17 protein-coding genes and 2 pseudogenes are annotated in these 24,705 nt (G+C 56.1%); 10 read left to right on the top strand and 9 right to left on the bottom strand.

Annotated features, from left to right (window positions below; genetic code table 11):
* Positions 1–33 precede the first annotated feature (33 nt).
* On the top strand, positions 34–402 hold the full coding sequence (locus tag IPM58_12165; GenBank protein MBK9307814.1) for a hypothetical protein: 369 nt from the start codon (positions 34–36) through the stop codon (positions 400–402).
* Positions 403–497: 95 nt separating this feature from the next.
* On the opposite strand, the gene IPM58_12170 is transcribed toward IPM58_12165, so the two are convergent.
* From IPM58_12170 to IPM58_12190, 5 genes are all read right to left on the bottom strand, one after another.
* Positions 498–1,034 carry a DNA-3-methyladenine glycosylase gene (locus IPM58_12170; protein ID MBK9307815.1) on the bottom strand — a complete coding sequence of 179 codons (537 nt, stop codon included), beginning with the start codon at positions 1,032–1,034 and terminating at the stop codon, positions 498–500.
* Positions 1,035–1,095: 61 nt separating this feature from the next.
* Entirely contained in the window at positions 1,096–3,138 is a 2,043-nt protein-coding gene (locus IPM58_12175) for a TonB-dependent receptor plug domain-containing protein (GenBank protein ID MBK9307816.1), read from the bottom strand.
* Positions 3,139–3,163: 25 nt separating this feature from the next.
* Positions 3,164–3,580 carry a nickel-responsive transcriptional regulator NikR gene (gene nikR / locus IPM58_12180; GenBank protein ID MBK9307817.1) on the bottom strand — a complete coding sequence of 139 codons (417 nt, stop codon included), beginning with the start codon at positions 3,578–3,580 and terminating at the stop codon, positions 3,164–3,166.
* A 148-nt stretch (positions 3,581–3,728) separates the two neighbouring features.
* Positions 3,729–4,652, bottom strand: coding sequence for a cupin domain-containing protein (locus tag IPM58_12185; GenBank protein MBK9307818.1), 924 nt, complete (start codon positions 4,650–4,652; stop codon positions 3,729–3,731).
* Positions 4,649–5,251: a sigma-70 family RNA polymerase sigma factor gene (locus IPM58_12190; protein ID MBK9307819.1), complete on the bottom strand. Its 603-nt coding sequence runs from the start codon at positions 5,249–5,251 to the stop codon at positions 4,649–4,651. The genes IPM58_12185 and IPM58_12190 overlap by 4 nt, the downstream gene beginning before the upstream one ends.
* A gap of 510 nt (positions 5,252–5,761) precedes the next feature.
* On the opposite strand from IPM58_12190, the gene IPM58_12195 reads away from it, so the two are divergent.
* The 4 genes and pseudogenes from IPM58_12195 (at position 5,762) to IPM58_12210 (ending at position 14,258) form a co-directional block, all read left to right on the top strand.
* A complete protein-coding gene (locus IPM58_12195) occupies positions 5,762–6,199 on the top strand; it encodes a DUF4331 family protein (GenBank protein MBK9307820.1) in 438 nt (145 codons plus the stop codon).
* Positions 6,200–6,342: 143 nt separating this feature from the next.
* Positions 6,343–6,687: a hypothetical protein gene (locus IPM58_12200; protein MBK9307821.1), complete on the top strand. Its 345-nt coding sequence runs from the start codon at positions 6,343–6,345 to the stop codon at positions 6,685–6,687.
* Positions 6,688–6,805: 118 nt separating this feature from the next.
* A pseudogene (locus IPM58_12205) lies at positions 6,806–7,886 on the top strand (HupE/UreJ family protein).
* 426 nt (positions 7,887–8,312) lie between these two features.
* A complete protein-coding gene (locus tag IPM58_12210) occupies positions 8,313–14,258 on the top strand; it encodes an RHS repeat-associated core domain-containing protein (protein MBK9307822.1) in 5,946 nt (1,981 codons plus the stop codon).
* A 726-nt stretch (positions 14,259–14,984) separates the two neighbouring features.
* Here the strand turns inward: IPM58_12210 and IPM58_12215 are convergent.
* Together IPM58_12215 and IPM58_12220 are read right to left on the bottom strand one after the other, a co-directional pair.
* A complete protein-coding gene (locus IPM58_12215) occupies positions 14,985–15,599 on the bottom strand; it encodes a cytochrome P460 family protein (GenBank protein ID MBK9307823.1) in 615 nt (204 codons plus the stop codon).
* Between the two features lie 251 nt (positions 15,600–15,850).
* On the bottom strand, positions 15,851–16,534 hold the full coding sequence (locus tag IPM58_12220; GenBank protein ID MBK9307824.1) for a Crp/Fnr family transcriptional regulator: 684 nt from the start codon (positions 16,532–16,534) through the stop codon (positions 15,851–15,853).
* Positions 16,535–16,976: 442 nt separating this feature from the next.
* Between IPM58_12220 and IPM58_12225 the strand changes: the two genes are divergently transcribed.
* The 3 genes from IPM58_12225 to IPM58_12235 all read left to right on the top strand — a co-directional run bounded on the left by IPM58_12225 (position 16,977) and on the right by IPM58_12235 (position 21,092).
* The gene (locus IPM58_12225; GenBank protein ID MBK9307825.1) at positions 16,977–17,495 is read left to right on the top strand and encodes a cytochrome P460 family protein; all 519 of its coding nucleotides are present in this window, start codon (positions 16,977–16,979) and stop codon (positions 17,493–17,495) included.
* A gap of 339 nt (positions 17,496–17,834) precedes the next feature.
* Positions 17,835–18,671 (top strand): hypothetical protein, encoded by an 837-nt coding sequence (locus IPM58_12230; GenBank protein ID MBK9307826.1) that lies wholly within the window; start codon positions 17,835–17,837, stop codon positions 18,669–18,671.
* 537 nt (positions 18,672–19,208) lie between these two features.
* A complete protein-coding gene (locus IPM58_12235) occupies positions 19,209–21,092 on the top strand; it encodes a cation:proton antiporter (GenBank protein MBK9307827.1) in 1,884 nt (627 codons plus the stop codon).
* Positions 21,093–21,164: 72 nt separating this feature from the next.
* Here IPM58_12235 and IPM58_12240 read toward each other — a convergent pair whose 3' ends face one another.
* Positions 21,165–22,568: a Do family serine endopeptidase gene (locus IPM58_12240; protein MBK9307828.1), complete on the bottom strand. Its 1,404-nt coding sequence runs from the start codon at positions 22,566–22,568 to the stop codon at positions 21,165–21,167.
* Positions 22,569–22,836: 268 nt separating this feature from the next.
* On the opposite strand from IPM58_12240, the gene IPM58_12245 reads away from it, so the two are divergent.
* Both IPM58_12245 and IPM58_12250 read left to right on the top strand, forming a co-directional pair.
* Positions 22,837–23,574 carry a hypothetical protein gene (locus tag IPM58_12245; GenBank protein MBK9307829.1) on the top strand — a complete coding sequence of 246 codons (738 nt, stop codon included), beginning with the start codon at positions 22,837–22,839 and terminating at the stop codon, positions 23,572–23,574.
* A 3-nt stretch (positions 23,575–23,577) separates the two neighbouring features.
* Positions 23,578–24,243, top strand: a complete 666-nt coding sequence (locus tag IPM58_12250; protein MBK9307830.1) for a hypothetical protein — start codon at positions 23,578–23,580, stop codon at positions 24,241–24,243.
* Positions 24,244–24,330: 87 nt separating this feature from the next.
* Here the strand turns inward: IPM58_12250 and IPM58_12255 are convergent.
* A pseudogene (locus IPM58_12255) lies at positions 24,331–24,659 on the bottom strand (YnfA family protein).
* Positions 24,660–24,705: the final 46 nt, after the last annotated feature.

The raw sequence follows: 24,705 nt of genomic DNA on the forward strand, positions 1-24,705 counted from the left end.
CATCTATCTTTCTTTTTCAAATGGAGAACAGGTATGAAACCTCTTACTGGTGTGTTTGCGACCGTGTCCTCAATCCTGCTTGCGTGTTCCGTCGCGTCGGCAAACCCGGCGCTGCTCCCCAAGCATGAGGGCTATCCGATGCAGAACTCGGGCAGTCCGGTCACCGGCCAGCCGACGGCAAACGATCCCGGCCAGGCGAATGCTGGGGGAGCCAACTCTCTGTTGAAAGCGGCTGGCTTCGACGATCACCACAGCAAGCAAGAGCTCGTGAAGACGGACAATGCGCGGATCACGCAGACGCAGGGTGCCGGCAGGCTTCCAAACGTCCAGGGGCCGGACATCAAGATTGCCCCTCCGGTGACCTCTGCAACCAAGATTACCGGCGATCGTAAGATCGACTGATTGCTCAGTGATCCACCGGGGAAGCCTTGTAGAACACAAGGCTTCCCCAGTTTGTGCTTTCAGAATCCGCTCCACCAGCCGGACGGCTCACCTGCTTAGACCCGGTGCATCAATCGGAACCGCCAAGGTTTTTTGGCCCAGGCCCCGGCGTAGTCGACGCCGATTCGCGGAAATGTCCCGACCTGCTTGCTGGGAACCCTGGAACCTCGATCTTCAAACCAGAGCGATTGGCCTTGTGTCAGATCGAGTCGATGCAATGACCGGTCGATCTCCAGCTCCCGGCACAGCTTCCCAGGCCCATCGATCAACCTCCCCTCGACTTCAATCGCTCGAATCAGCACGGCAGCTGGAAGTTCCGCCCGCTCCGTCACCACGTTCAACATGTCGTACATGCCGTAGATCAGGTAGACATAGGCTATTCCTGGAGGACCGAACAACACCTCGGTTCGCGTAGTCCTCCCTTTTGAGGCATGACAGGCTTTGTCTTCAGTACCGATATACGCTTCCACCTCGATGATTTTTCCAAGAAGGAGCCCCTTCCCGTTCTCACGCACCACATACTTGCCGATAAGGGAGCGCGCAACCGTCAGCGTGGGACGATCAAAAAAAGTACGAGTGAGGATCTTTGGCATCGCAATGCTTACTTCGTGGATGATGGATCGTGAGCCATTTTAAACATTGACCATGCCCCATTCAAAAGTACCAGGCCAGTCCCCCCATCACCGTCCTCGGATTGCCTGGTACAAAGTGAATGTCCGCCACGCCAGTCGGTTCGGTCCGCAGACGTGACTCAAACGCAAAGATCGCCTGTTCCCATTTGGTATTGAACAGGTTCTGCACGAAGAGAAAGGCCTCGAGGCGTCCATGAGGCAATTTGACGGGTATGCGATAGCGTTCTGAAAGATCGAAGGTAATCCACGAAGGCGACTTGATGCTCCGATCTTCAATCAGCGGTCGAACCCCGAGATACGTCGCCTGCAGTTGCGATGTGAGCCCGGGCGGCCACTGAAGAATGGCCGCTCCATAGGCGGTATATTCAGGCGCCAACGGGATGGCATCGCCGTTGCGAAATTCCGCATGGGTCCAGGTGAAACTCCCGTTCACATAGAGCGGTCCCCAGACTTGGCCCCGGACGGCGACTTCCACCCCCTGGCGTCGGGTGGCTCCACGAATTTCCGTCGTCCCTTCGTCACCGACCAGAACCAATTCCGACTTAAGATCCAATCGCCATGCCGTGGCGATCAGCTCGAGACCCTGCGGACCCCAGGGCCTGAATCGGATCCCGACTTCATAGCTTCTCGCTCTTGCAAGAGGAGACGCCCCGGTTGCTATGGCTGAGCGGGCATCATTGCTGTGAAACCCTTCTCCGTAGTTGACGAAGAATTCAGTACGTGCCCAGGGCCCGAGAATCATACTCATCTTCGGGAGAATAATGCCGGAACCCTTTCGACCGTCCGGCTGTTCGGCACAAGTGGCGCATCGGTTGCCTACGTCGAATGTGAAAAACTCTCCCCTGACACCTCCCGAAAACCGAACCCATGGTAGAGGCTGAACCTCTGCCTTGATGAAGGGCGAATAGGATACCGTTCGGGCATCGCTGTCGATGGTGGTGCCGGTCGGCGTGCGTAGGGTCTGCGTTCCCAATTTGGCATGAACATCGTCGACTCTCGTCTGAAACCCCACGGTCCCCACGGTCGGCATGCCCAGCAGTTCGATCCGTTGCTTGAAACCAAAATCGCCACCATAGATGGCCCGACGATCGAATTGTGCGAAGCCGTCGCCGTTTACGGGATCATTGAGGAAGAATGTAAAATCCGTGAACAGGTCCAGCCGATAGTATTGGCCATAGGCATTCGCAAAAAACTGACCACCTGTGGTGGTGTCGTAGTGATAGTTCACGTTCCCTGTCGTTCGGAGTGTATTGCCTCCTTCATACGGATTGATGGTACCAAACCGGTCCAGAAGCCCCGTACTCACGGCACGGAAAGGAATCTCACCGGAACCATCCCATTTGGAATGAAGGAAGGTGGCCTTGACACTCAACTCGTCTCTTCCGGTCAGATTCGTCGTGACCTTGCCCAATAGATTGGTCCGATAATATTGATTGTCGTTGAGATACGGGCCGTTCGTATAGAACCCTTCGGCGGCAAACAAGGTGCGGACGCGGTCTTTCGTCGGCGAGAGCATCAGCAGATACCGCTGGGCGCTATACTCTCCACCCGCTCCTTGAACGAGTCCTTCTTTCACCATATCGCGCGTCCGAAAATTCACCGCCCCTGCTGTGGCGAAATCCCCGTACTCCGGTAGGTAAGAGCCCTTGTGGACATCAACCCCAATGATAGTCTCTGGAATAATGACGTTGAGATCCGTATAGCCTTGCCCATGCGCATGGGTACGAAGATTGATCGGCATGCCATCAAGAAAAAATCCCACGTCTGTGCCGTGGTCCGCGTCGAAGCCCCGGAGAAAATACTGATCAGCTTTGCCGGCGCCCCCGGAGTGTTCCACCGCCACGAAGCCGGGAATCAAGCGAAGCACCTGGGCCGGGCGGCCCTGAGGCTGCAGAACGATTTCTTTGTCAGGGATGAACTGTTGTGACGAGGCTGCCACTGGCCGTTCAGCCACCACAGACACTTCTGGGACCTCGATCTCCAGTTCATCGGGATCGTGCCCGAAGGCGTCATCGCTCCAACAGAGAGCTAATATCAGAGATACCAGATAGGGTACGAATGGCATCTGGGGCACTCCACACAAATCCTATTTAGCGCAGTGCTTTTCCTGTCGTCGTCATCGTCAACTTGCCGTGTTTCACACCTTTTACAGATACCAACGCATCCGCCACCTTTTTGAGGTCCCCCCCCTTGCCTTTGACCACCAGGACTTCAAGACAGTGGTGATGATCGAGATGCACGTGCATGCCGGACAGAATGTGCCCAGCGTGTGCATGTTGGATGTCGGTCAACTTTCCAGTTAAATCCCGCACATGGTGGTCGTAGACAAACGTGATCGTCCCGACCGTTTCCTTGTTTTCATCCCACTCCTCGCCCACGAGCTTGTCTCGGATCAGATCACGGAGTGCCTCCGAACGGTTCGTATACCGCCGTCCTCGAATGTGACGGTCGAACTCCCCTAACAGCTTTCGATCCAACGACACTCCGAAACGGACCAGTTCATCCATAAGACCTCCACTAGGTGGTAGCACGAATAGTAGTTTCGTAACACGATTGAGCGGAACTGGCAATCTCAAACTCAGAGGCTGCTTACCTTACGACACGTCCACTGTGTTTGGATTCATGACAGGGAGGGAATCAGTAACAGACGGCACACTACCTCAACATCTCGTTCTGAGGAGAGGAAATCACGAGCAGGAGACATCCGTCGTCCGTCGACGTATCGTGGTGTACAGTGCCAGCTTCCGCGCGGTGATAGTCCCCGACCGTCATCGCACGACCGGCAATACTGCAACCACCTTCCAGAACAAAGAGCTCTTCCACTGTGCTGTGACGATGCGGCGCATAGCTGGTGCCCGGAGCAAAACGAAGCAGCGTCGTGACTCTTCGGGAAACCGGATCGAACGAGAGCACTTTGGCCGTCACTCCCGGTGCGATTCCACGCCAGATTCCCTCCGACGCCCTAATATAGGTGAGCCCCTTGGTCGGCCGTTGAAACATCAGTTTGGCCTTCCAGTACCGGACTGGCTCAGAGGTCATAGACCGAATCAAAAGAGTCCGGAGGAAATTTGAAAGGGCAGTCCGGCAAGAAGCTAACCAGGTAGCAAGAGAGTCGACATCATGCCTGGGCCTTGCCTCACTTTCATTTGCGGCCCCCTCGCCTTGCCGGACCGACGTATGGCCTGTAACGGAGGCTTGGTGTTCCAGATGAAGTTGGACATCGCTCGGCTCTTCAATGCGGGACAGAAGTCGCTCCCGTAATGAATCCCGAGGCTTTACGGGGACGGTGTTGAGTGCCAGCACGTCGGCAGTTCGCTCAAACTGTTTGGCCTCGCGAGCTTCTTCTACCGCAATCCGGTCTAGAAGCCGTTCACGAAGGGTCGCCTGAGGTCGTACCGGAGCCAGCGCACCAGTCAGTGCTCCGAGCGTTGCTTGATAGGCTTGCGTTGTTTCTCGCAGAAGATCTGATTCTCCTTTGAGCCTCACCGTAAAGACCTGCTCATCCTCTGGATCCAAGACCCCGAGGGCATGGAGTATCGCCTGCTCTTCTAATTCTTCCGGTAACTTAGTCTCACTCATGGCATCAGACCTGCTTCGTAGGGTGCAAGGGCCTCGCGCAGTTTGATCATCCCCAATCTCATTCTCGTCTTCACCGTCCCCAGAGGTAGTTGTAGTTTGTCAGCGATCTCGCTTTGACTCAACCCATAGAAATACGCGAGGGCGATGGCTTGCCGCTGGTCTTCAGCAAGCTTGGCCAAAGCATGTCGCACATACCGTCGACGCTCTTGCCCTTCCACATCCTGCTCCGGCGTCTCGTCGTCGCTGGCAAACACATGAGCGGCATCCAACGATTCGATCCGTCCATGTTCGGCGGCCCCCGCGCGAAACCGATCGATCGCCCTCGTTCGAGCCAACATCATCAACCACGCACCAGGGGTCCCTCTGGTCCGGTCATAGGTATGCGCCTGACGCCACACCTGAGTGTAGACGTCCAATGTGACTTCTTCAGCTGCTTCGCGATTCGTGAGAATTTTGACGACAAGACCGAAGACCTGGGCGCTCGTCCGATCGTACAGCGTCGCAAGCGCAGCCTGATCACCCTGCGCTGTGAGAGCGATCAGTTGAGTCCATTCTTGGTCTTGAGCCAGCTTGGTCAGGTGCACAGTCATGACCGGCATACGATCTCCCCCATAAAGCTGTACGAGCCAATGGGGAAGATTAGATTCCTGATTGCGGGTCTTTTTTGATCTCTCGATCGAAATCGGACTATAGCACCGCAAAAATCGACCAGCAAGCAGACCTGCCACCAAGAAGAGATCCAAACGGCAATCTGTCTCGTAATGGAAAGCAGACCGCCGGCAGGTGCTGATGCCAAATGCACCGTCACAACAGCAGCAGTTCACCGTGGAGAGGAGAGCAGAGCCATGAAACCATCCAAGTTTGAGTCTGTAGGAGTCGTCTGCGCCGTCGGACTCTTGTCCGGCTGCAATGGCAGTGACAACGTGCCACTCATCACCCAAGCGGACCAACAGCCGCCGTGGAGGAGCAGCGTGTTCCGGAATCGGATGCACTCACGTCAGAGGAGGCAGCATTGGTCAGTCAGGCTGAATCCGAACCCGTTCCGGCTCCACTACCCGACCTCTAATCCAACTCGCCGATAAGGCTGACGTACATAGGAGGAGGACACCATGTTTTCTCGAATTCGACCACTCGTTCTGGCAATGCTGGCGGTGTTCACGATAACACCAGCCTTGGCTGCCAGCCACCGCGAAGCCCCGCTGATCGCGAACGATCCGACGGCGGATATCACCGACTTTTACTTTTTCCGTAGCTGGCAGGACTCCGTCAAAGCCATTCTGATCATGAATGTGATCCCGAGTCAGGAGGCGGGATCGGGGCCTAATTATTTCAATTTCGCGGACGGCGTGCTGTATGAAATTCATGTCGACAACAATAAGAACAACATCGCGGCAAACATCGTCTACCAGATCCGCTCCACAACCGAGATTCGCCAACCGAGAAGCGCTTTTCCTCTCTCCTATGTCGCGTTACCGCCAATTACGGCGTTGGACGGGAATGGAACGGAAGGGTGGCTATTGCGGCAAAGCTATACGGTGACGGAATAACGATTTGGCCGACCAAGCCGTGATCTCGGTACCGGACCGATGTTCGCGGTGCCCTCGAACGTCGGTCCCCGCACGATGCCGACGATGCCAACGACGCAATCATCGTCGGAGCGTCTGGCGCCGATACCTTCAGCGGATTCAACGTGAACACCATCGGGCTGGAAATTCCTATCCGCGAGCTCATCGGTCCAAACGGCAATAAATTGCTCGGTGCCTATTCGGATTTCCTGCTAGATCAGCGCCGTTATCAGGCTGTCATTTCCCTACTTCAATCTGAAACGAGGGCCGATGGATTGCTCCTGCGTCTGGCGATTGAGGAACAGGCGTTACAGCTGCCCGCGTTCAAAAACCATACAGCCGAACTGACAGCCCGCTTTGCCGCCAGCCGCGAGTGCGGAACAAACCTCCATGTCAGGGAGGAGGCACGATTCACATTGGCCTTGCTTCACGATGCGAAACTCGCCCTGCCGTTAGCTCAGACTAATTGAGCTGTGCAGCGGGGAACCGAGCAGCCGCTCAGCCGGTGCTTGATTGGATAAAGGCGAACCCTGTGGAAGACTTTCAGTTGCGGCAACTTGCAACGCAGTTTCAGGAGGCACGATTCTGATGCGCACTCTGCTCATCATCACCTGGCTGCTGCTCAGCTTTCCTGCTTGGGCCCACAAACCCAGCGATAGCTATCTCTCGCTCTCGATTCAGCGTGATCACATTGAGGGACGATGGGACATCGCCTTACGCGACCTTAACGATGCCGTTGGATTAAATAGTGATGGAAACGGGCAACTCACCTGGGGGGAAGTCCGAAGCAAACACAACGAGATCACCGCGCACGCACTGTCTCGTCTTACCTTGTCTGCTGCTACGCAGGTCTGTACGAGTCAGGTGCTGGAGAAACTCATCGATCATCACACGGATAGAACCTATTCAGTCTTACGTTTCCGGTCCGATTGCGGCGGACCGATCGAACAGCTCGCGGTGGACTACCGACTCCTGTTCGATATCGACGCACAACATAAGGGGCTCCTGCGTATAACTCAAGCGGGACACACCAGCACCGCTATTTTCAGTCAAGAATCCACGGCCCAGGAATTCTCCATGGCCGAGTTGTCACGCTGGACCGAGAGCATGCACTTTGTCCACGAAGGGATCTGGCACATCTGGCTTGGCTTCGACCATGTCCTAATTCCTACTGGCTCTCTCGCTTCCCGCAGTTTTGATCCGAGTGGAGGAGCACTGGCAAGCAGCTGGTACGTTTCCATCGGTGTGCTGGAATGTCGTCAGCATCATCACGGCCTTTACCTTGGCCCACTCCCTGACGTTGAGTTTGGCTGCACTGGATATCATCCGGCTCCCGTCCCGCTTGGTAGAATCGGTGATTGCCGCCTCAATCGTGTTCGCAGGGATCGGTAATTTATACCCACTGATGATGAGCCGACGTTGGATGGTGACATTCGGATTCGGCCTCATTCATGGATTCGGGTTCGCGTCCGTTCTTACCGATCTCGGCCTACCTCATGACACATTGCTTCTAAGCCTGGTCAGCTTCAATGTGGGTGTGGAGCTCGGCCAACTCGCCATTGTCTCAGCATTCCTGCCCCTGGCCTATCTCATCCGCCGCTCCGGGTCCTATCCGAGATTGGTCCTCACCGGCGGATCGCTGGCGGTAGTCGCTATAGCACTCGTCTGATTCACTGAGCGGGCCTTCAACTGGCTCCGACGCTGCTCTTCCATGGGCACATCAATCCGTATGGTCAGTTCACGCTCGATCTGGCACGACCGTCATTTTTGAGGGCAGCCTGAGCCATCCTGTCACCATGACGCCACGTCTTCCCATGAGAGCAATATCAAGCCGCCATGCTGTTCGCTGAAGTGGAGGGCTATGGCGTGCCATCGCAGCGTCCCTTCCGTTACCCCAGGTACCCGAGCCTATTCGGGAATCTAAACCGATATCTCCGCTAGTACGACTCAGTTGCCCCGGTTTGTTCTCCGCTCCGGATTCAGCGGAATATGCAATTTATCCTGATAGCGCCAATCCGTTTTCGCCATTCACTCGTATACCAGTTAAGAGTGCCCACTCAATGGGAGCAGGGCCATGCTTGAGAGGAGGAAGACGATGAAACAGACCCCACCATGCCAATCGCAATCTCGAACGCTTCGTTATAGCGGTGATCAATTGGTGCTGGTCGAAAAAGACCCGCTCGGGTTTGGTCCCGATGCCACTGCGTGCTTCGACTTCGATGGTGATGGCGAATTCGAGCAGGAGGTACGCACCGATTCAGAAGGCCGCTACTCGTTTGCTCTCCACGTGCAACATCTATCCGCTGATGGTCGGTTCTCCATGTTCACGCGCGCGGCCCACGGCAAGAAGAAAAGCCCGGTTGTCACCGTGCACGCCATCCAGGAGAAGCCTTGCAGCCCGGCCTGTGAAGTCCCGGTCAACCGCGTGCCGATCGAACCGGTGCCAGGCGAGAATAAACCGCCCGAAACAGGCATCTGCACCTCCTCCTGTACGACGTGCGCAACAGATGACACGCTACCGGGCGACTCGTTGGATGCCTACACGAACAGCACGACACCCACGATGCACGGAGTCGAACTGGCAACGGGCAAGCTACGGCAATCCTGGTCGATGACGTCTTTCGCCACCCGTCAGCTTGGCTTTAACTTTACCCTCCACCACAGCTCGCTGGTGGACTACGATGGGCCTTGGGGACAGGGATTTTCGCACAGCTTCAACATGATGATCGTGCAGGATGCCCCCCTGACGGGGCAGATCGTCACCACCGACCTACGCTGTTATCCCATCTACTCAGACGACGGCTGTGAGTGGCGATTGCCACGAAGTTTCTTCTCGAGTCTGCGACTCGACAGGGCTCGCTGCCGCTGGACGATGACACACTTCTCGGGGCTCGAAGTCGAATTCTTTCAAGGGGCGTTGAATAAGCCCGGTTATCCGCTCTCGATTTGCGATCCAAACGGGAACAGAGCCTACCTTGAATACGACAACTCCGGTCTCTTGCAGAGCATTGCCACCGACCTGAATCAGACGCAACGCTTCACCTACGACGACAGCTATCGACTCCGCACCTTCACCGACCACATCGGGCGTGGCTGGCAATTCGGCTACGACGGGCATCATCGTCTCACCCGCATCCTCACTCCCGCCACCGAGTACGTTGATATCGCGGCTTGCCAGGAGATCACGGATCGCGACCTACCCAGTGTGCTCGTCAAGCAGCCGCGCACAACGTTGCTGGGCTACGCCGACCAGCGATTCCCCAGCCATATCACCTCAATCACGGACCAGCGCGGCGCCACGCCCGAATCGCGTCTATACGATTCTTTGGGGCGAGTCCAGACGACCTTCATCAACAGAACGCCTGTCCAATATCAATACGACGTGGATTTTGCGTTGGAGAAGCTTGAAGCGACCAACCTCGTCACTCGCGTCACCGATCGTGAAGGCAACGTCAACGACTATGAAATTCACGGAACGGCTGGGAGTGCATTCAACAGGAGGGGACGGTTCGGACTACGCCGGCAGATCACATGGACCGAGCGCGGCAAGGGCAATGTTCCACTGCGCGAGGCTGAGCCTCAATACTGGGAGCAGCGTTGGCTGCACGACTGCAATTGTCTTGCGCCCATCGTGGTGACGCAGCCGTTCAGCAGCGAAGACGCCAAAAACCTGACCTTTGACGGCAACGGCATCCCGGTCAACTGGCCGCGTACTCTCTATACCTACAACGACCTGCGTCAGATTCTCGTCGATCTCTATACCGACGGTAATGAATCGATCCGCACCCAGTCCGCGTATCAAGAGCAAGCCTTCGGCAACCAGAGCCAATACTCTCGCAAGACCCGTTGGACAGAGGCCCGCGACTTCGATAATAATCCGATCTACGCCGGGCTGAATTTCAGCCACATCTATCAGTACGATGCTCGCGGGAACCGCGCTCGCCACGATGCCCCGACCGTGACTCGCGGCGTCGACAGGCCCCAAGTCATCGCGGAGAGCTGGCTCTACAACCAATTTGGCCAAGCGCTTCAACACATCGATGCCAACGGGAATATCACCACCAACACCTACTACGACGGACCCAGCACCGGCGGCGAGATAAATACCAAGGGCACATTCGGCGGCTATCTGCAATCCACCACCCGAGGTGCCGAGGGCTCCAAGGATGCCGCAACCAATCTGACGACCACCTATCGAGTTAACCCGCTGGGCATGACGACGCAGGAAATCGATCCCAATGGGTTTGTCTATGACACGGAATACAACGACCTAGAGGAACGAACTCGGTGGATCGAGCCGTCAGTGACCCTGCGCAACGGCACGCAGGTTCGCTATGAAACGCGCTGTGTGTACGACGGCGCCGGCAACCAGGTCTTGGACTGCCGCAGCAATAGCGATGTGGACGGCAGCCTACCGGCGAATGCCTGGATCGACCGGTCGATGAGCTACGACGACGTCAACAACCTGCTCTCCCAGCGGGTCGAGGTAGACGCGAACGACGCCAACGACCTGATCACCCGCTACGCCTACGACGACAACGATGACCAGGTTGTCACCCGCAAACCAGAGGGCAATCGGGAATTTCGTCTCTACGACGAACGGCGCCTGCTGCTCAAGACGTTCTACGGGGTAGCAACGGGATCGCGCATTCTCGAAGGCTATCCAGACGATAAGCGCGCTGTCGATCTCGGCTCCACGGTCTTCGTCGGCATGACACTCACCACCTATGATGCGCGTCGCAACGCCACCCGCCTCCGCGATGGGCGTGGTAATTTCACAGACAGGTTCTATGACTTCTACAACCGGCAGACGGCCGAATCCGATCCAAACGGCAACGGCTGGGTGCGAGCCTATGATGACGCCTCGAACGTACTGACGACCGAGCGTGGCGCAGTATCGAAAGACATGGGCCAGGTCACCCAAGTGCTCGAACGCAGCTACGATCGGTTCGACGAAATCGGCCGTAGTTACCAGCACGTGCTCGATATCGATCTTGGGAGTGACGAGCGCACCGCTGTCAATCCGGACGATGGGCAAAACTCCAGTTATCGTACCAGCTTCGATCCCGGTTCGCGAACGGCCCAGAGCGCCGACGCCAACGGCAATACCACCGTTTACAACTACGACGCTGCCGACCGGATACTGACGGTGACCGACGCGCTAGGCAACGTACGAACTCATGTCTATGATGCCAACTCCAACATTGTCCAGGTGACAGAGACTGAGGTGCCAGGTCCCGGCGCAAGCGGTGTGCCGGAAACCTATGTCACCACCTTCGCCTTCGACGAGCTCAATCGTCGGATTGAACAACATATTCGCGGTCTCAATGGTAACAGCATCGACCATGCCTGGTTCTTTGCCTATGATTCGCGGAACAACCAGCGCGTTATGCAAGACGCCGAGGGCAACGTGACGCTCACCACATTCGACGACGCCGATCGCACGATCTTGCAGCAGCGCTTCGCCGGCGATCCGCTCACGAGTACCGCTCAGGAGCTACTGCACTACGAGTGGGCCTACGACCGCAACAGCCGCATGTCCGAGGAACGCGCCCTCTCCACTGTGACAGACCCGGCCAGTGTCCAAATCACCCGTCATGCCTATGACGACCTCGACCGGCAGGTGCGGACGGTCTACCCGGATTCGGACGATCCCATCGACGGTAGCGGCAATGGCCCGGACCGCCTCTTCGACCGAGTCGAGCTCCGGTACGATCCGAACTCCAACCTCGTCCGTGTCATCGAACAACGGGAGGTGGTCTTCGACAACAGTTTCGACCCTGGCAACCGGCTGACCAAGCAAGCCATTACTCGGCCGACGAGTGTACCCGGTGTGATAGGCCAGGTCTATGCGTACGATGCGCTCAACCGCGTCATCACCGCCGACAACGACTACGCCCGTGTCGCACACAGCTATGATCCCTTCTCACGGCTCACGGCCGAGGCGCAGTCGATCCGCCTTGATAGTTCCGGCTTTGCGAACGGATGGGAGAACCCTATTCGGGTGGCGCACGTCTATGACAAGGAGTCGAACGATACGATGTGTCAGGTGTTGGACGGCACCCAGACGGACCTCACCGTATCGACCACCTTCGACGCACTCAACCGCGAAGCCCGCCGCAGAGCACAGTATTTCGACAGGCCGATGCACGACATTGCCACCTATGCCTATCTGGGTCCGTGGCGGATGCAGACCAAGACACTCGGCAACGGTGCCCTGCTCACCCGCATGTATGACGCGAAGCGCCGCACTCAGTCGCACCGGTGGACGAGCCAAAATAATCTGCTGGTCGGATTTGAATACGACTATGATCGAATGGACAACGTCCTGTTCGAACGCTTCGCCCACGACAACGGCCTGTACGACCATTTCCAATATAACGACCGCTACGAAGTGGTCAGCGTGGATTACCGTGCTCCCACAGCCACGCCGCCGGCCAACCCGCGCACGCGCTTCTTCTATGACGATGTGTTCAATCGAACGCAGGCTAGCTTCGGCGATCCGTTCGAGACCACGTCCAATACTCTCGATAGCTACAGAGCCAACCGGGCTAACGAGTACACCCAGATCAAGCGCAACGGCCGGACAGTCAGGCAGATCCATGACCGCGCGGGTAATCTAACCCAGCTTCTGGTGCGGACGGTACTGAACCGGCAGCGGCGGACGGACAGCCTGGCGACTGCCCGCTGGGATGCCTACAACTTGCTCTTCGACATCGACACGGGCGTGACACCAAAACAAGACTACCGCTACGACGCACTACGCCGTCGCATCGCCACGATGGAGTTGGACGGTGATGCCATCCAGCCTGGCTCTCGACGCTACATCTATGACGGGTGGGAGGTGGTCGAAGAACGTCTGTTCGACGACGGGACGACGCTCGCCGCCGCTCCCTCGACACTGGAGCGTATCTACGTCACAGGCCGGGAGATCGACGAGCCGCTGCTGACAGCCATCGACGGCAACGGCGATCGCCAACTGGGCGGCAACGTTCCAAAGAACCTACCGAACACAAACGGCGACCAGGAATACTATTTCCTGAACAACCGCCTCGGTAACATCATGGCCCTGCTCGACGCCGATCGGGCGGATCGAGTGTTGGAGTACTACCGCTACAGCGTTTACGGCGAGACGACGGTCCTGCCTGCGGTTGACGACAACGGCGACAGCCTGGAAGACACTCTGCTCGACCTCTCAGACAACAGCGCACCTGGCTTAGAAACAGGTTTGTCCGGTCACAGCAACATCTACCTCTTCACCGCTCGCCGCTTCGACCAGGCAACGGGGCTCTACTATTTCCGAAATCGTTATTTCGAGGCTTCCACGGGCAGATTCATCTCGCGAGATCCAGTCGGACTCACAACTGGTATGAATATCTACGCTGCTGACTTTGTAAACCATGGCACCGATCCTCTGGGGCTGTATCGCTGGTCGTGTAAAGACGAGTGCTCGACGGTGAACCAAGCTGAGAACACAAGGCACATCACGGCGATTTCCTTGGGTCCTCCTCATGACCAAGCAGCCCCCGGCGGCATTCTCGCTGGCATTCAGGCACTTGCCTGGTCAGAGACCGCCTCGGCCTTTTCTAACGCCGCATCTTCGAGTTCGGCCGTTGCTGCTGGAACAGCCGTAGAGAAGGCCACTGAATCCGTCGCAGCGGTTTTTGACCAAACGCGCAACAATACCAGTGGCGCCTGGAAGGCGCTACTCGCCTCACACAACATGAGGATGGACCAGCAGCTGAGCATCTGGATGAAAGTCGAAGGGAAATGTTGCTTGGAGCAATGCTGCGGTTTTTTCAAGAAGTCACTACAGTTGGAACAACATACATACTGGCACCAGTGCAAGGATCCTGCACATGGATCCGGGAAAACTCTTGTTTTTGACTCCCCGTTTTCCGGTAGTTTCAGCAAGACGCAATCCCAGATGACAACGGCGCAGGATGCGATCCTCGCGGCACTGCCCAACTGCTTCGAAGAGGCCGTCCAGGCCTTTGACTGTACCAAGACCACGAACAATCCCAAATTAAACGGCAAATGAGCACCCACATCTCCAGCGATCATGGGCGAGCCACCTATTCACTCTGTGGATAATGCGACTCGCCCATAATCGTCCGTGTACCTACCCACCTCAAACGGTGAAGCAAGCGAAGATACCACACCACTTTCATTGGGGTGTGGACACACCAATGAAGAGAGGCTTCACCTGATAAGCCGCCGGTACGCAGATTTAATAATGCTTATTTATTGTACGCGAGGTCAAAATACAATGGAGAAGACAAGGCGAGAAGAGCGAAGGGTCTTATGGAGCAAGAAAACTAGGACAGGTGGTGCTTTATCCGGAGAGCATCACAAACCCGGGGGTCACCCATGGTCACGTGTGGCCCCCATCGACCGGTCGGCGTGGATCGTCAACGACTTATGCGCAGGTGATACGGTGTCGATGCCGTATCACCTCCCATGCCACCCAGCCGAACCGAACATGGGGGCACCTCAAGATTCGGACTATCACGTACGATAACGATTTTACCGGTACGTGCATTCCACAACTTACATTGAGTATGGTGAGCGATCTCACAGTTCACGAAGATGACTGCGACAAGATGAGTGAAAACAACGCCGATCAAGCCGTCGGGTTGAGTATGGCTACAACCGTGTCCAAGAAATCAGGAGCGGTACAGAATGATGCCCCATATTTTCAATGGACAGCGCTCAAGTCGTCCTGTCGTTCCAGCTTGCTTCTCGCTCAGCAACGAATGAATGCACCTTACTTTTTCTGCAGCACCGGATAGCCGAAAGTATAGACCCACTTATCCTCTTCGACAGCATTGGTAGGAGCCGCTGATCGTGCCGGCAAATGACACGGCACGCATTCGACTTGGAAATTTTTCGACACAGTGTGCACAGGATCATCGGCGTTAAAGAGCGACCACCCCCAGCCTTTTCCCCAGAGCTTGGAGTCTTTGTAGCGCCCCTTGGTGTCGCGCACAAGCACGAACCAGCCCTTGGTGGTCGTTGCATGTCCCACTGCCGGACCGGTGGTCATTGCCATGCTCTTGGCATTGAGCAACTCCTTCACCAGGACAGCCCCATCAGGAAATTGCCCCGTCTTCTGGTAATGGGCAATCGTCTCCGGTTGCGTGTGCACAACATGATACTCGTGCAAACCTGGCCCATCCGTTTCCAACGCCTTGTCTGTCTTGGCATGCGCCCAAGTCCCCAATGTAGGCCAGAGCCGATAACCTTCAGGTACGCGAATCTCGCCTGTGGCCCCATCCACGACAATTGGGAGGAACGGTTTCTCCTCTTCACCGTACGAGACCTTCATGACCTGCAGGGTCACAAGCGCGACCACTACAACACACAGCCATACCTTTGTCATAATCTCCCTCCTAATACATTGAAGTCTTCCGCCCTGAGGAAAGTGTCTCTTCCTCCCATATGGACGCTCACAGGTCTAATCAGGCACGTCATACGTCATCCGCATGAGCCTTGTCTGTCATCTAGATGACCATCTCGATTGTTGGCATACATCGGGGTTCTCTCAGTCCATGCCGGTCGTACCGGACGGATCGCCGTGGAATAAGGTCGCTCGCCTGTGTACCAGTGGTTTCGGTCTCAAACGTGGAGAGATTACGAAGACTTCTCTCTGGAGTGGACGATTTCAGCGAGGGCGGCTGGGCTACGGACACAAAGATAGGTACGCGTGTACCAGAGAAAGCCTTCGGCACGGAGCTCGTTCAAAATGGCCGTCACAACCTGACGTGCTGCACCCACAAGCTCAGCCAACTCCTCGTGAGTCATGCGGATATCCATGAGAAACCCCTCGTGATGCGGACAGGGTGATCGCCCGAACTCAACCAAGTCCAGGAGAATCATCGCCACTCGCCGACGGAGTGGGGCGGCAAACTGCCACTGAAGGCGTCGGTCAAGAATACCAAGTTGCTTGCTATAGATTTCCAACAGCGTTTCACAGAGAACGTCATCGTGATGAACCGCAGCTTCCAGAGTCCGTCGTGGAAACTCCAGAATGGACGTCGGCCCACTGGTGAGGGCGGATTCTTCCTTTATGCTCATCGCTGGGGTGAACGGCAAATCACCGAAAATGGCTCCTTTTCCTAATAGCATCCTCGTGAATTGCTCTCCAGCTTCACCCAGAGCGAGAAGTCGTACGTACCCGTCTTGAACAACATACGTCTTGCCAGGCCGAAAGGAAGCATACACCAACCTCCGATGGGGTAGACTTCGAACGGACAGCGGCTGCAGCTTCCTTAAAGAGGCCAAGAACCTGGATTGCAGATCGTCGGAATCTCTCACGGTCATCCTCCTCCGTTGATCCTGCAGATCGGAAATAGGCCATACTGAAGACTCATGACCCTACGCACCAGTCCCTCCCACCTCGCAACGACTCCGAACCAGTGGGCTGCATGCCTCCCCGCCTGAAACCATGCATGACGCCTACGGCGCTTAGCCATACGCAGGCCGGTTATAGGATTGGCCTATTTACTAACATTATCCTTCTCACTCGATTGTCATATGGATGACTGATCGCTCCTTAAAACTCCCCTACGCTCCAACCTCCGATTCTATACGCGTCCTTTGTATCGCAGCTCACTTTTTCCACAGGAGGTCATCCATGCATCTCAGACACGCGATTTATACGAAACGATTGCTTCCATTCGTCGGGATAGTCCTTGGAGCCGTGATAGGACTCACAGACAGCCCCACGCCCTATGCAACTGCCGGCTCCCCTCCGACGATGGTGACAGGAGGCTACGCCTCGACAAACAAGTGGGTGGAATACACCCCTGAGGGCAAGATGAAAAAGCCGCCGGTTTCCTTCCGCAAATGGGTCTATGTTGGAACCCCCCTGACTCCGAACGATCTGAACGATGGGAAAGCCAACTTTCCTGAATTCCACAACGTGTATATGGACCCGGACAGCTTCGTCCACTTTGAGAAGACAGGAGAGTACCGCGATGGGACGGTCATTGTGAAGGAATTGGTGAGCGTGGGAGAGAAGGAGGCCGCCAGCGGGAATGGCTATTTTCAAGGAGACTTCATCGGTCTAGAAGTGTCCGTGAAAGACGCCAGGCGCTATCCGACCGAGCCCGGCAACTGGGGGTATTATAGCTTCGGGCACTCCTATCCGCTGAAGGAACAGTCTGCAAAGAACAAAACGGACGAATGCAACGGCTGTCACCAACGGCATGCGATTAACTTTGTGTTCTCCCAGTACTATCCCGTGTTACGAGCCGCCATGCCCGCAAAGAAGTAAGCAGACGGCGCGTTCGCGCCTCTAAGGTAGCTCGAACGCGCCTTTCGTTCATCCAGCTAGCTTCCTAGCCTCCTCGCATTTGCAAATCTTCACACCGGCGTCAAGCCTCTTAACAGCCTTATATTTCCTGTCAGTTAGAAGCAGGCTGCTGATCTGCAATTCGCCGTTGAGGCTTGCCAGATCTTGTTGGTGTCCTGTACCTTCTCTTCCACCACACAGGAGGACAGCATGTCCAATGATCGTGCACCGGCTCACGATGATCGCTGGGGAGATCACATCCCCTGGTCGCTCCGCTACCAAATCGTTCTTGAGAAGGGGAATTGGACAAGGTTTTTTTCCTTGCTGAGCTATCGCCTTTCGAGCCTCATCAAACATCAAGAAGCCAATCTCCAAAACCTTCATCATTTCCTGGAACAGTTATCTGCCGAATCCTTGGGGCGTTTTATTGCGGACAATCGTACCTATACTCCCGATCACCAAGTTCAATTATTCTTCTCTCCAGATGAAATCCACAGAGAGATTGAAGAGCATAGAGACAAAGATCCCCTTCGTCCCATTCACGACCGCCTTGAAGTCCTGCAATCGTTTCTCGTTCTCCTCCCGTGTCATCAGAAGGATAACGCTCTCCCATCTCTGATTAGGGACATTAAGCGTTTCGCGGCTGAATCGAATATCTGGCTGAACATTCAAGGAAGCCCCCCAACACTTGTGCCGCTAGAAGAACCGCTCCTCCAAAAAGAAGTACTGGACAGGCTATTGCCTCGTCTCGAAGAGAAGTATCCAGATCGGGCAGCAGATTTGATCAAGGCATACCACGATCTACTCAAGGGCGTAGATACCAACACCGTATTTGCAAATGCCTTCAAAGCATTGGAACAGCTAGCTCGCGATCTTAGTGGGAATCCAAAACTTGAATTAACCAAAGAGCCAGAGCTTAGAGACCATTTTTCTAAACTGCATAGGACGAGCCTAGTGACCATTACCAAGCTCGCAGCACAGCGAGGTGACGAAGGAGGCCACGGCCGCCTGGGGCCGGACGAGTATGAGATCAGGTATCTGCTATTTAGCATCTGTAATGTGGCTCTCTTGCTCTTAGACTACAAAGAACACTGTGGCAGAACTATCGTGTCCGACGTGGTTTCATCGGTTCTCCGTCTGCCTTTGTCTCCTCTGTAAGTGATTGAGTAGAAAACGATTGGACTAGATCGTGACCCATAGTCTCTGACCTTGGCGGGGCTTCAAATCCCACGGCCTCTGTCCTCCTATCAGGCAGCTGTCTCGCTATTCCCCCTGAATCAGAATGTACATGACATTCCCTGGCGATTGACAAGCAGGAAAGCGAGGTCGGTAGGTTTCAGTGGATCGGCGAGGCACAGAAGGGTTGAACAATTTGGTACGTACTGCCGGTTAAGCTGGACATGAGACTACTCGATGGCATTCACACTGGAGTTCATCCCTTCCACGCTAGCGGTCCACGCTGTTCCGATGACGAAAAGGTTTGTACCAAGGACGTAGGTTCTGTATCTTGAGAAGCACCCGAGACGTCACCGCCCCCTTTTTTGGCACAGACATGGTGGCGTCCACGGGTATCCGTCTAATACCTCGTAACACACTGGTCGGTTCACAGACAACGATGGCTTCGGTCTTTCACCCAATCATCTTGAATCAGGCATCGCCGGCGTGCACGCAGGCTTAACCCTCTCGATCGCTCTCATGGCAGGTGTGCTGGCGCAGTCGCTCGCCCGCCATCTGAATATTCCGAGCACCGTGCTCCTCCTCCCCCTCGGCGCAGCATTGGGCCCTGAGTGGCTCAATTGGGTTCACCCTGGATCCATGGGACATGGACTCTTTGACCTGGTCGATTTTGCGATCGCTGTCATTCTGTTTGAGGGAGGACTAAATCTGCAGTGGTCGCGTCTTCGTCGACAAGAAGCGCCTATTCGGCAGCTCGTGACCTGGGGCGCCGTGCTGACATTAGCCGGCGCCACCTTCGCCGCCCATATGATTCTTGACTGGTCGTTTGGGCATTCGCTGCTGTTCGGGAGTCTGGTCGTGGTCACCGGGCCGACTGTCGTCGCTCCGCTTGTCCGGAACATGCGCCTACGCCCTCACATGCGAACCATCATCGAAGCAGAAGGTGTATTAATCGATCCGATCGGCGCAGTCCTGGCGATTCTCGTCTTGAACTTTGTGCTCTCGCCGGCGGCCGAGACGCTGACGAGCGAACTGCATCTGTTGGCCATGCGGCTGGGATTCGGCATCGTCGCCGGCACTGTCGGTGGTTTCCTCATCGGTGGGCTCCTCCGCTGGCCGGGCCTTGTCCCTCATGGTTACACCAATATCTTTACTCTCGCCTTGACGTACGGACTGTTTCAGCTCTCCGATCAGGTGATCCCTCAAAGCGGCATCCTCGCGGTCACCGTCGCCGGCATTCTGGTCGGGAACCTCGGGACGCAGGTCGATCGGGACTTGCGGGATTTCAAGGACCAGATGACGGTCATGCTCGTCGGATTGTTGTTCATCCTGCTCGTCGCCGACATTCGGTGGAAAGATATCGTAGAGCTAGGGGCGGCAGCCTGGTGGACTGTGGCCGTCTTGATCTTCATGGTGCGTCCCGCGAGCGTATTCTTGTCGACGATCGGAACCGGACTCCCCATACAAGAGCGGATGTTTCTTGCCTGGGTGGCTCCTCGTGGCATTGTCGCTGCTGCGATCGCATCATTGACCGCCGAGGCGATGCGGCAAGAACAGCTCGAGGGCGGCGAGGCCCTTCGGGCGATGGTTTTCATGACGATAGGGGTGACCGTGTTGCATGCGAGCATCTTTGCCCGACCCATGGCACACCTCCTTCAACTTCGACTTCCTAAGCGAGAAACCGTAGCGATCCTCGGCGTCCGCGAGTTGAGCTTGGCCGTGGCAGCCGAACTCAAGAAGGGCGGGACGCCCGTCGTGTTCATCGACTCCGAGCCGCGGCACTGTCGGCTGGCGGAAGACGCAGGGTTCCCTGTCATTTTCGGAGATGCCCTGGAGGAACGCACCATGATGCGCGCCCGATTCGATAGTGTCGAGACGGTGGTCGGACTGACGGAAAACGACCACCTGAACAGTCGGTTCGTCACGCTGGCGCGTACGCTGTTCAAAGTTCCACACGCGTATATGGCTGTGGATAGCCTAGATGGCCAGTCCTCTCCGACACACGTCCGCCAGGCCGATGCCGACATCCTCTTCGAGGGCCCTCACGATATCGAACGATGGAACGTCCGGTTCCGACAACGTGCGGTGGAGATGCTTGAGGTGATCTTTACGGAACCGCCCAAGCCGAGTACGGCAGCAGACGACAAGCCGGTTGAACCGAAGCGCGTCGCGAGCCCATTCAACGAACTGTGCATCTTCCTGGCGATTCACAATGGGAACCGGACGGCCCTGATGCGAATGGGATATGTACCCAAGAAGGGCGATCGCGCCTCGGTCGCGGTACATCGGTATGATAGCGAGAACGCACGGGAGCAGTTGCGACAACAAGGATGGACCCCTCTGCCGAGAGAAGAGCCTCAGCCGACTCCTGCCACATCGCGTATCGCTCAAGTCGAAAAATAATCAAGAACGACACGATGAGTTGGTGACGGGATCTCGTCGACTCTGCCATCCTGACAGATGGCCGCTCCTTCTCTACTCCCCTTGAATCGGGATATACATGACGTTGCTCTGGCGATTCACAAGGAGGAGGGCGAGGTCCGTGGGTTTGAGTGGTTCGGCGAGGCGCTGAAGAGTTGAAAAATTTTGGACGTATTGCCGGTTGAGTTCCAGCACGACATCACCCGGCTGCAAGCCGGACGCTTCAGCCAGGCTGCCTTCTTCGATATCCGTCACAACCACACCGCTATTCACCGGTAAGTCCATCTGGCGCGCCAACGGTTGGGTCACGTCGTCAAAGACCACCCCAGCGAGCGGATGGACGGTAGACGCAGTGGAGGCAGCCTGAACCTTCTTCGTCCGTTCACGCGGGGCTTCCTGAATGACCAGTTCAGCCTGATACACCTTTCCCTCTCTGATGAGATCCAGCCGATGTTTGCTGCCGATCGACGATTGCGCCACCAGATTCCGCAGATGGCCGCTATCCATCACATCGCCCCCGTCGAACCGTACCACGACATCGCCTCGTTTGAGACCGGCTCGTTCGGCCGATCCCTTCGATTGCACATCCGTCACGATCGCGCCTTTCACGTCCGGCAAGCGAAAAATCTTCCCCAGGGGAGGGCTGACATCTTGCGTGTAGGCACCGAGAAATCCTCGGACGACCCGGCCCGTCTTCATCAGGCTCTGCATCGCAGCTCTGGCCATATTGCTGGGGATCGCAAATCCGACCCCTACACTCCCGCCGGTGGGACTCGCGATCGCCGTATTGATGCCCACCAGCTCACCATGAATGTTGACGAGCGCCCCGCCTGAATTCCCGGGATTGATCGGCGCGTCCGTCTGGATAAAGTCTTCGAAATCCGCTACGCCGACATCCGCGCGACCGACAGCACTGACGATACCGAACGTGACCGTGCGGCTCAGTCCCAGCGGGTTCCCGATGGCAAGAACAAAGTCCCCGACATCCAGTTGGCTCGAATCACCCCAGGCGACGGTGGGAAGCTTCGTCGCCTGAATCTTCACGACGGCGACGTCGGTCTTGGGATCCGTGGCGATCACTCTTCCCTTGTATTGACGTCGGTCCGCCAAGACCACTTCCACATCGACCGCATCGGCAACCACATGGTTATTGGTGATGATGTAGCCGTCCGGTGCGACGATCACGCCGGACCCCTGCCCATATTGCCGACGGGTAGGAGGCTCTTTGAACAGGCCGAACGGCAACGCCTCGTCTCCAAAGGCTTGATCGCGTACCACCACGGTCGACGCGATACTCACGACCGCTGGAATCACTCTACTGGCAGTGCTCTTCACTTGGCGCTGCAAATCCTGGCTGCTTGCCTTAAGAACCTGCTGGGTAGCGGCCACTCCTGAAATCGGAGCGGTGAGAGAGGCTACGATTCCCCACACGATGATTCTGAGCCTACCAAGCTTCACGGGAGGGTTTCTCCTAGGATTTGTCATGATGGTAATACGTCCGAGCCTACCACGCGAACCCAATCACGCGCATTCATAATTCGATATGATGTATGCACGGTCGTGTAGGCCACCGCTTTCCAGTGAGCCGACGCGACCTTCAGCGGGCACGACAGCGTCCCGCCTGGGCGAGTTGGTCGGGAAGGATACGCGTATGTTACGATGACAGAAACCGGTTTCTTCTTCATTCATTCCCGGGTGAAGGTGATCCCTAGCCAAAGGTGACCTGATGACACGTTTTCCAAAATTCATAGCTGTGATCCTACTGACAACGGCTTCAGGACTTCTTGTCTCCCTTGCGCATGCCGAGGAAAGTACGTTTGGGACGCCTAAGGGAGATGAAGGCACCAGGATTTTTAAAGCGCCTGAGCATCCGTTTTACAGTGGTGATTTTCGGCTCAAAGGGGATCGCGCGTTCCTCATCGGAAGTATGAGCGATGCAGCGCCCTGGGATCATCTGGACTATGCGGGCAAGCACCTGAACACGGTGAAGGGATCGATTGAGATTGAGGTGAACGAACGTGCCAACATGGGGCGGGTAATAGCCGAATTTGTCGAAGGAGCTAGCCGGTATCGAATCGTCTTTGATCGGTTTGCCGCAAAAGCTCCGTTCCAGGATGGCGGCATTGCGACCAGAATCTATGAGCATGGCGATTCGAACAACGGCGATCCGCTGTATCCCAAAACGTGGTTGTACCTGGGTGGCTGGGGTACTGCGACGATGTATAAGGATGACCAGGTACTCTACAAAGACTATGACGCGCACTTCATGGTGATGGAACGGTCGCGCGACCCTAGAACCCGTGAGGTCCGCTACCCGGTCGCACGTACCTTGCCAGGCGGCGAAACCGATCCAGCCGGGATGGAAATCGATCTCTGGGTGCGATCAAAAGAACAAAACACCAACAACTTTCCTCCCTTTGAAACGTTTGTCCATCTCTGTTGGGAAGAAGTGACCTGGCGATAAGCAATGGGAAGCTCTTTCCAACGCATCCTTCTACTGGTTCTTCTGGCGATAGCTGCACCAGTGGTCGGGTATGCCTCTGAGAGCACGCTCCACGTATGGACGTTTGACCATGAATCGACGAATACTCTTCCTTCTACGTTCAAGATAGGCACCTTGTTTGATGGGAGACCTGCCGGAGAATGGAAGGTGCTCGCGACCGATCGGGCGAAGAGTCCTTCCCGTGTGCTCGGGCAACTCATGGCAAAGGGCGCGGAGCATGCGTATAAGACGGTGCTCATCGATGAAACCACCTCGTCAGACATCGAGCTTTCTGTCTCATTCTTGCCGATCGACGGCAAAGCCGATATGGGCGGGGGGCTGATCTGGCGCGCCACAGACGATCGCAACTACTACCTCGCGAGGGCCAATCCGCTGGAGCAGAATATTCGGATCTATCGGGTCGTGAAGGGTGTCCGGCGGATGCTCAAGAACTTTGATCGGATCATTGATGTCCGGCAGTGGCATACCCTCCGCGTAGTTACTCAGGGATGCCACGTGCAAGTGTTCTTCGATGCGCAGCAGGCGTTCGACCTGTGCGATCAGACCTTCTCAACCGGCCGGGTCGGACTCTGGACGAAATCCGATGCCGTCACCTATTTCGATGATCTGAAACTGCAGATTGTGCGCTGAGCCAGGTTGGTACAGCCGCTCGTTTACATCGACTCCGTTTCCATTTGGCCATTGATTCAGACCTGTGCATCTGTTTCAATTTCTTCCTCATGTCCTGGGCGCATACATGATGACCATCATGCCGCCCAAACAGAGCATGGCTCCCATTACGTCATAGCGATCCGGCCGAACTCCGTCGATTCCCCAGCCCACAGGAGGGACAACACAATAAACATTCCACCGTACGCCGCATAGACACGACCAAAGTGAGCAGGCTGTAGAGTTGGGATGACTCCATAAAGAATAAGAATGGCTGCACCTATTGCTCCGTACAGCCACGGTCGGCCTTCCCTGAGCGTCAGCCAGATCAGGTACCCGCCGCCGATTTCGCACGCCCCAGCCAGAACATAAAGCCCAAACGAGCTGACTAGGGACATCGATTCCTCCTTCACGCTGCACTGCGAATGTTGGCCGGAGGCATAT

Source organism: Nitrospira sp. (genome assembly GCA_016715825.1).
Taxonomy (GTDB): domain Bacteria; phylum Nitrospirota; class Nitrospiria; order Nitrospirales; family Nitrospiraceae; genus Nitrospira_D.

What these genes read in the sequence shown, in the direction of transcription:
- IPM58_12195 (MBK9307820.1), top strand. Translation starts at nt 5,762, where the DNA reads ATGTTTTCTCGAATTCGACCACTCGTTCTGGCAATGCTGGCGGTGTTC.
- IPM58_12225 (MBK9307825.1), top strand. Translation starts at nt 16,977, where the DNA reads ATGGTGACAGGAGGCTACGCCTCGACAAACAAGTGGGTGGAATACACC.
- IPM58_12175 (MBK9307816.1), bottom strand. Translation starts at nt 3,138, where the DNA reads ATGCCATTCGTACCCTATCTGGTATCTCTGATATTAGCTCTCTGTTGG.
- IPM58_12185 (MBK9307818.1), bottom strand. Translation starts at nt 4,652, where the DNA reads ATGAGTGAGACTAAGTTACCGGAAGAATTAGAAGAGCAGGCGATACTC.
- IPM58_12210 (MBK9307822.1), top strand. Translation starts at nt 8,313, where the DNA reads ATGAAACAGACCCCACCATGCCAATCGCAATCTCGAACGCTTCGTTAT.
- IPM58_12165 (MBK9307814.1), top strand. Translation starts at nt 34, where the DNA reads ATGAAACCTCTTACTGGTGTGTTTGCGACCGTGTCCTCAATCCTGCTT.
- IPM58_12170 (MBK9307815.1), bottom strand. Translation starts at nt 1,034, where the DNA reads ATGCCAAAGATCCTCACTCGTACTTTTTTTGATCGTCCCACGCTGACG.
- IPM58_12245 (MBK9307829.1), top strand. Translation starts at nt 22,837, where the DNA reads ATGACACGTTTTCCAAAATTCATAGCTGTGATCCTACTGACAACGGCT.
- IPM58_12250 (MBK9307830.1), top strand. Translation starts at nt 23,578, where the DNA reads ATGGGAAGCTCTTTCCAACGCATCCTTCTACTGGTTCTTCTGGCGATA.
- IPM58_12215 (MBK9307823.1), bottom strand. Translation starts at nt 15,599, where the DNA reads ATGACAAAGGTATGGCTGTGTGTTGTAGTGGTCGCGCTTGTGACCCTG.
- IPM58_12190 (MBK9307819.1), bottom strand. Translation starts at nt 5,251, where the DNA reads ATGCCGGTCATGACTGTGCACCTGACCAAGCTGGCTCAAGACCAAGAA.
- nikR (MBK9307817.1), bottom strand. Translation starts at nt 3,580, where the DNA reads ATGGATGAACTGGTCCGTTTCGGAGTGTCGTTGGATCGAAAGCTGTTA.
- IPM58_12235 (MBK9307827.1), top strand. Translation starts at nt 19,209, where the DNA reads ATGGCAGGTGTGCTGGCGCAGTCGCTCGCCCGCCATCTGAATATTCCG.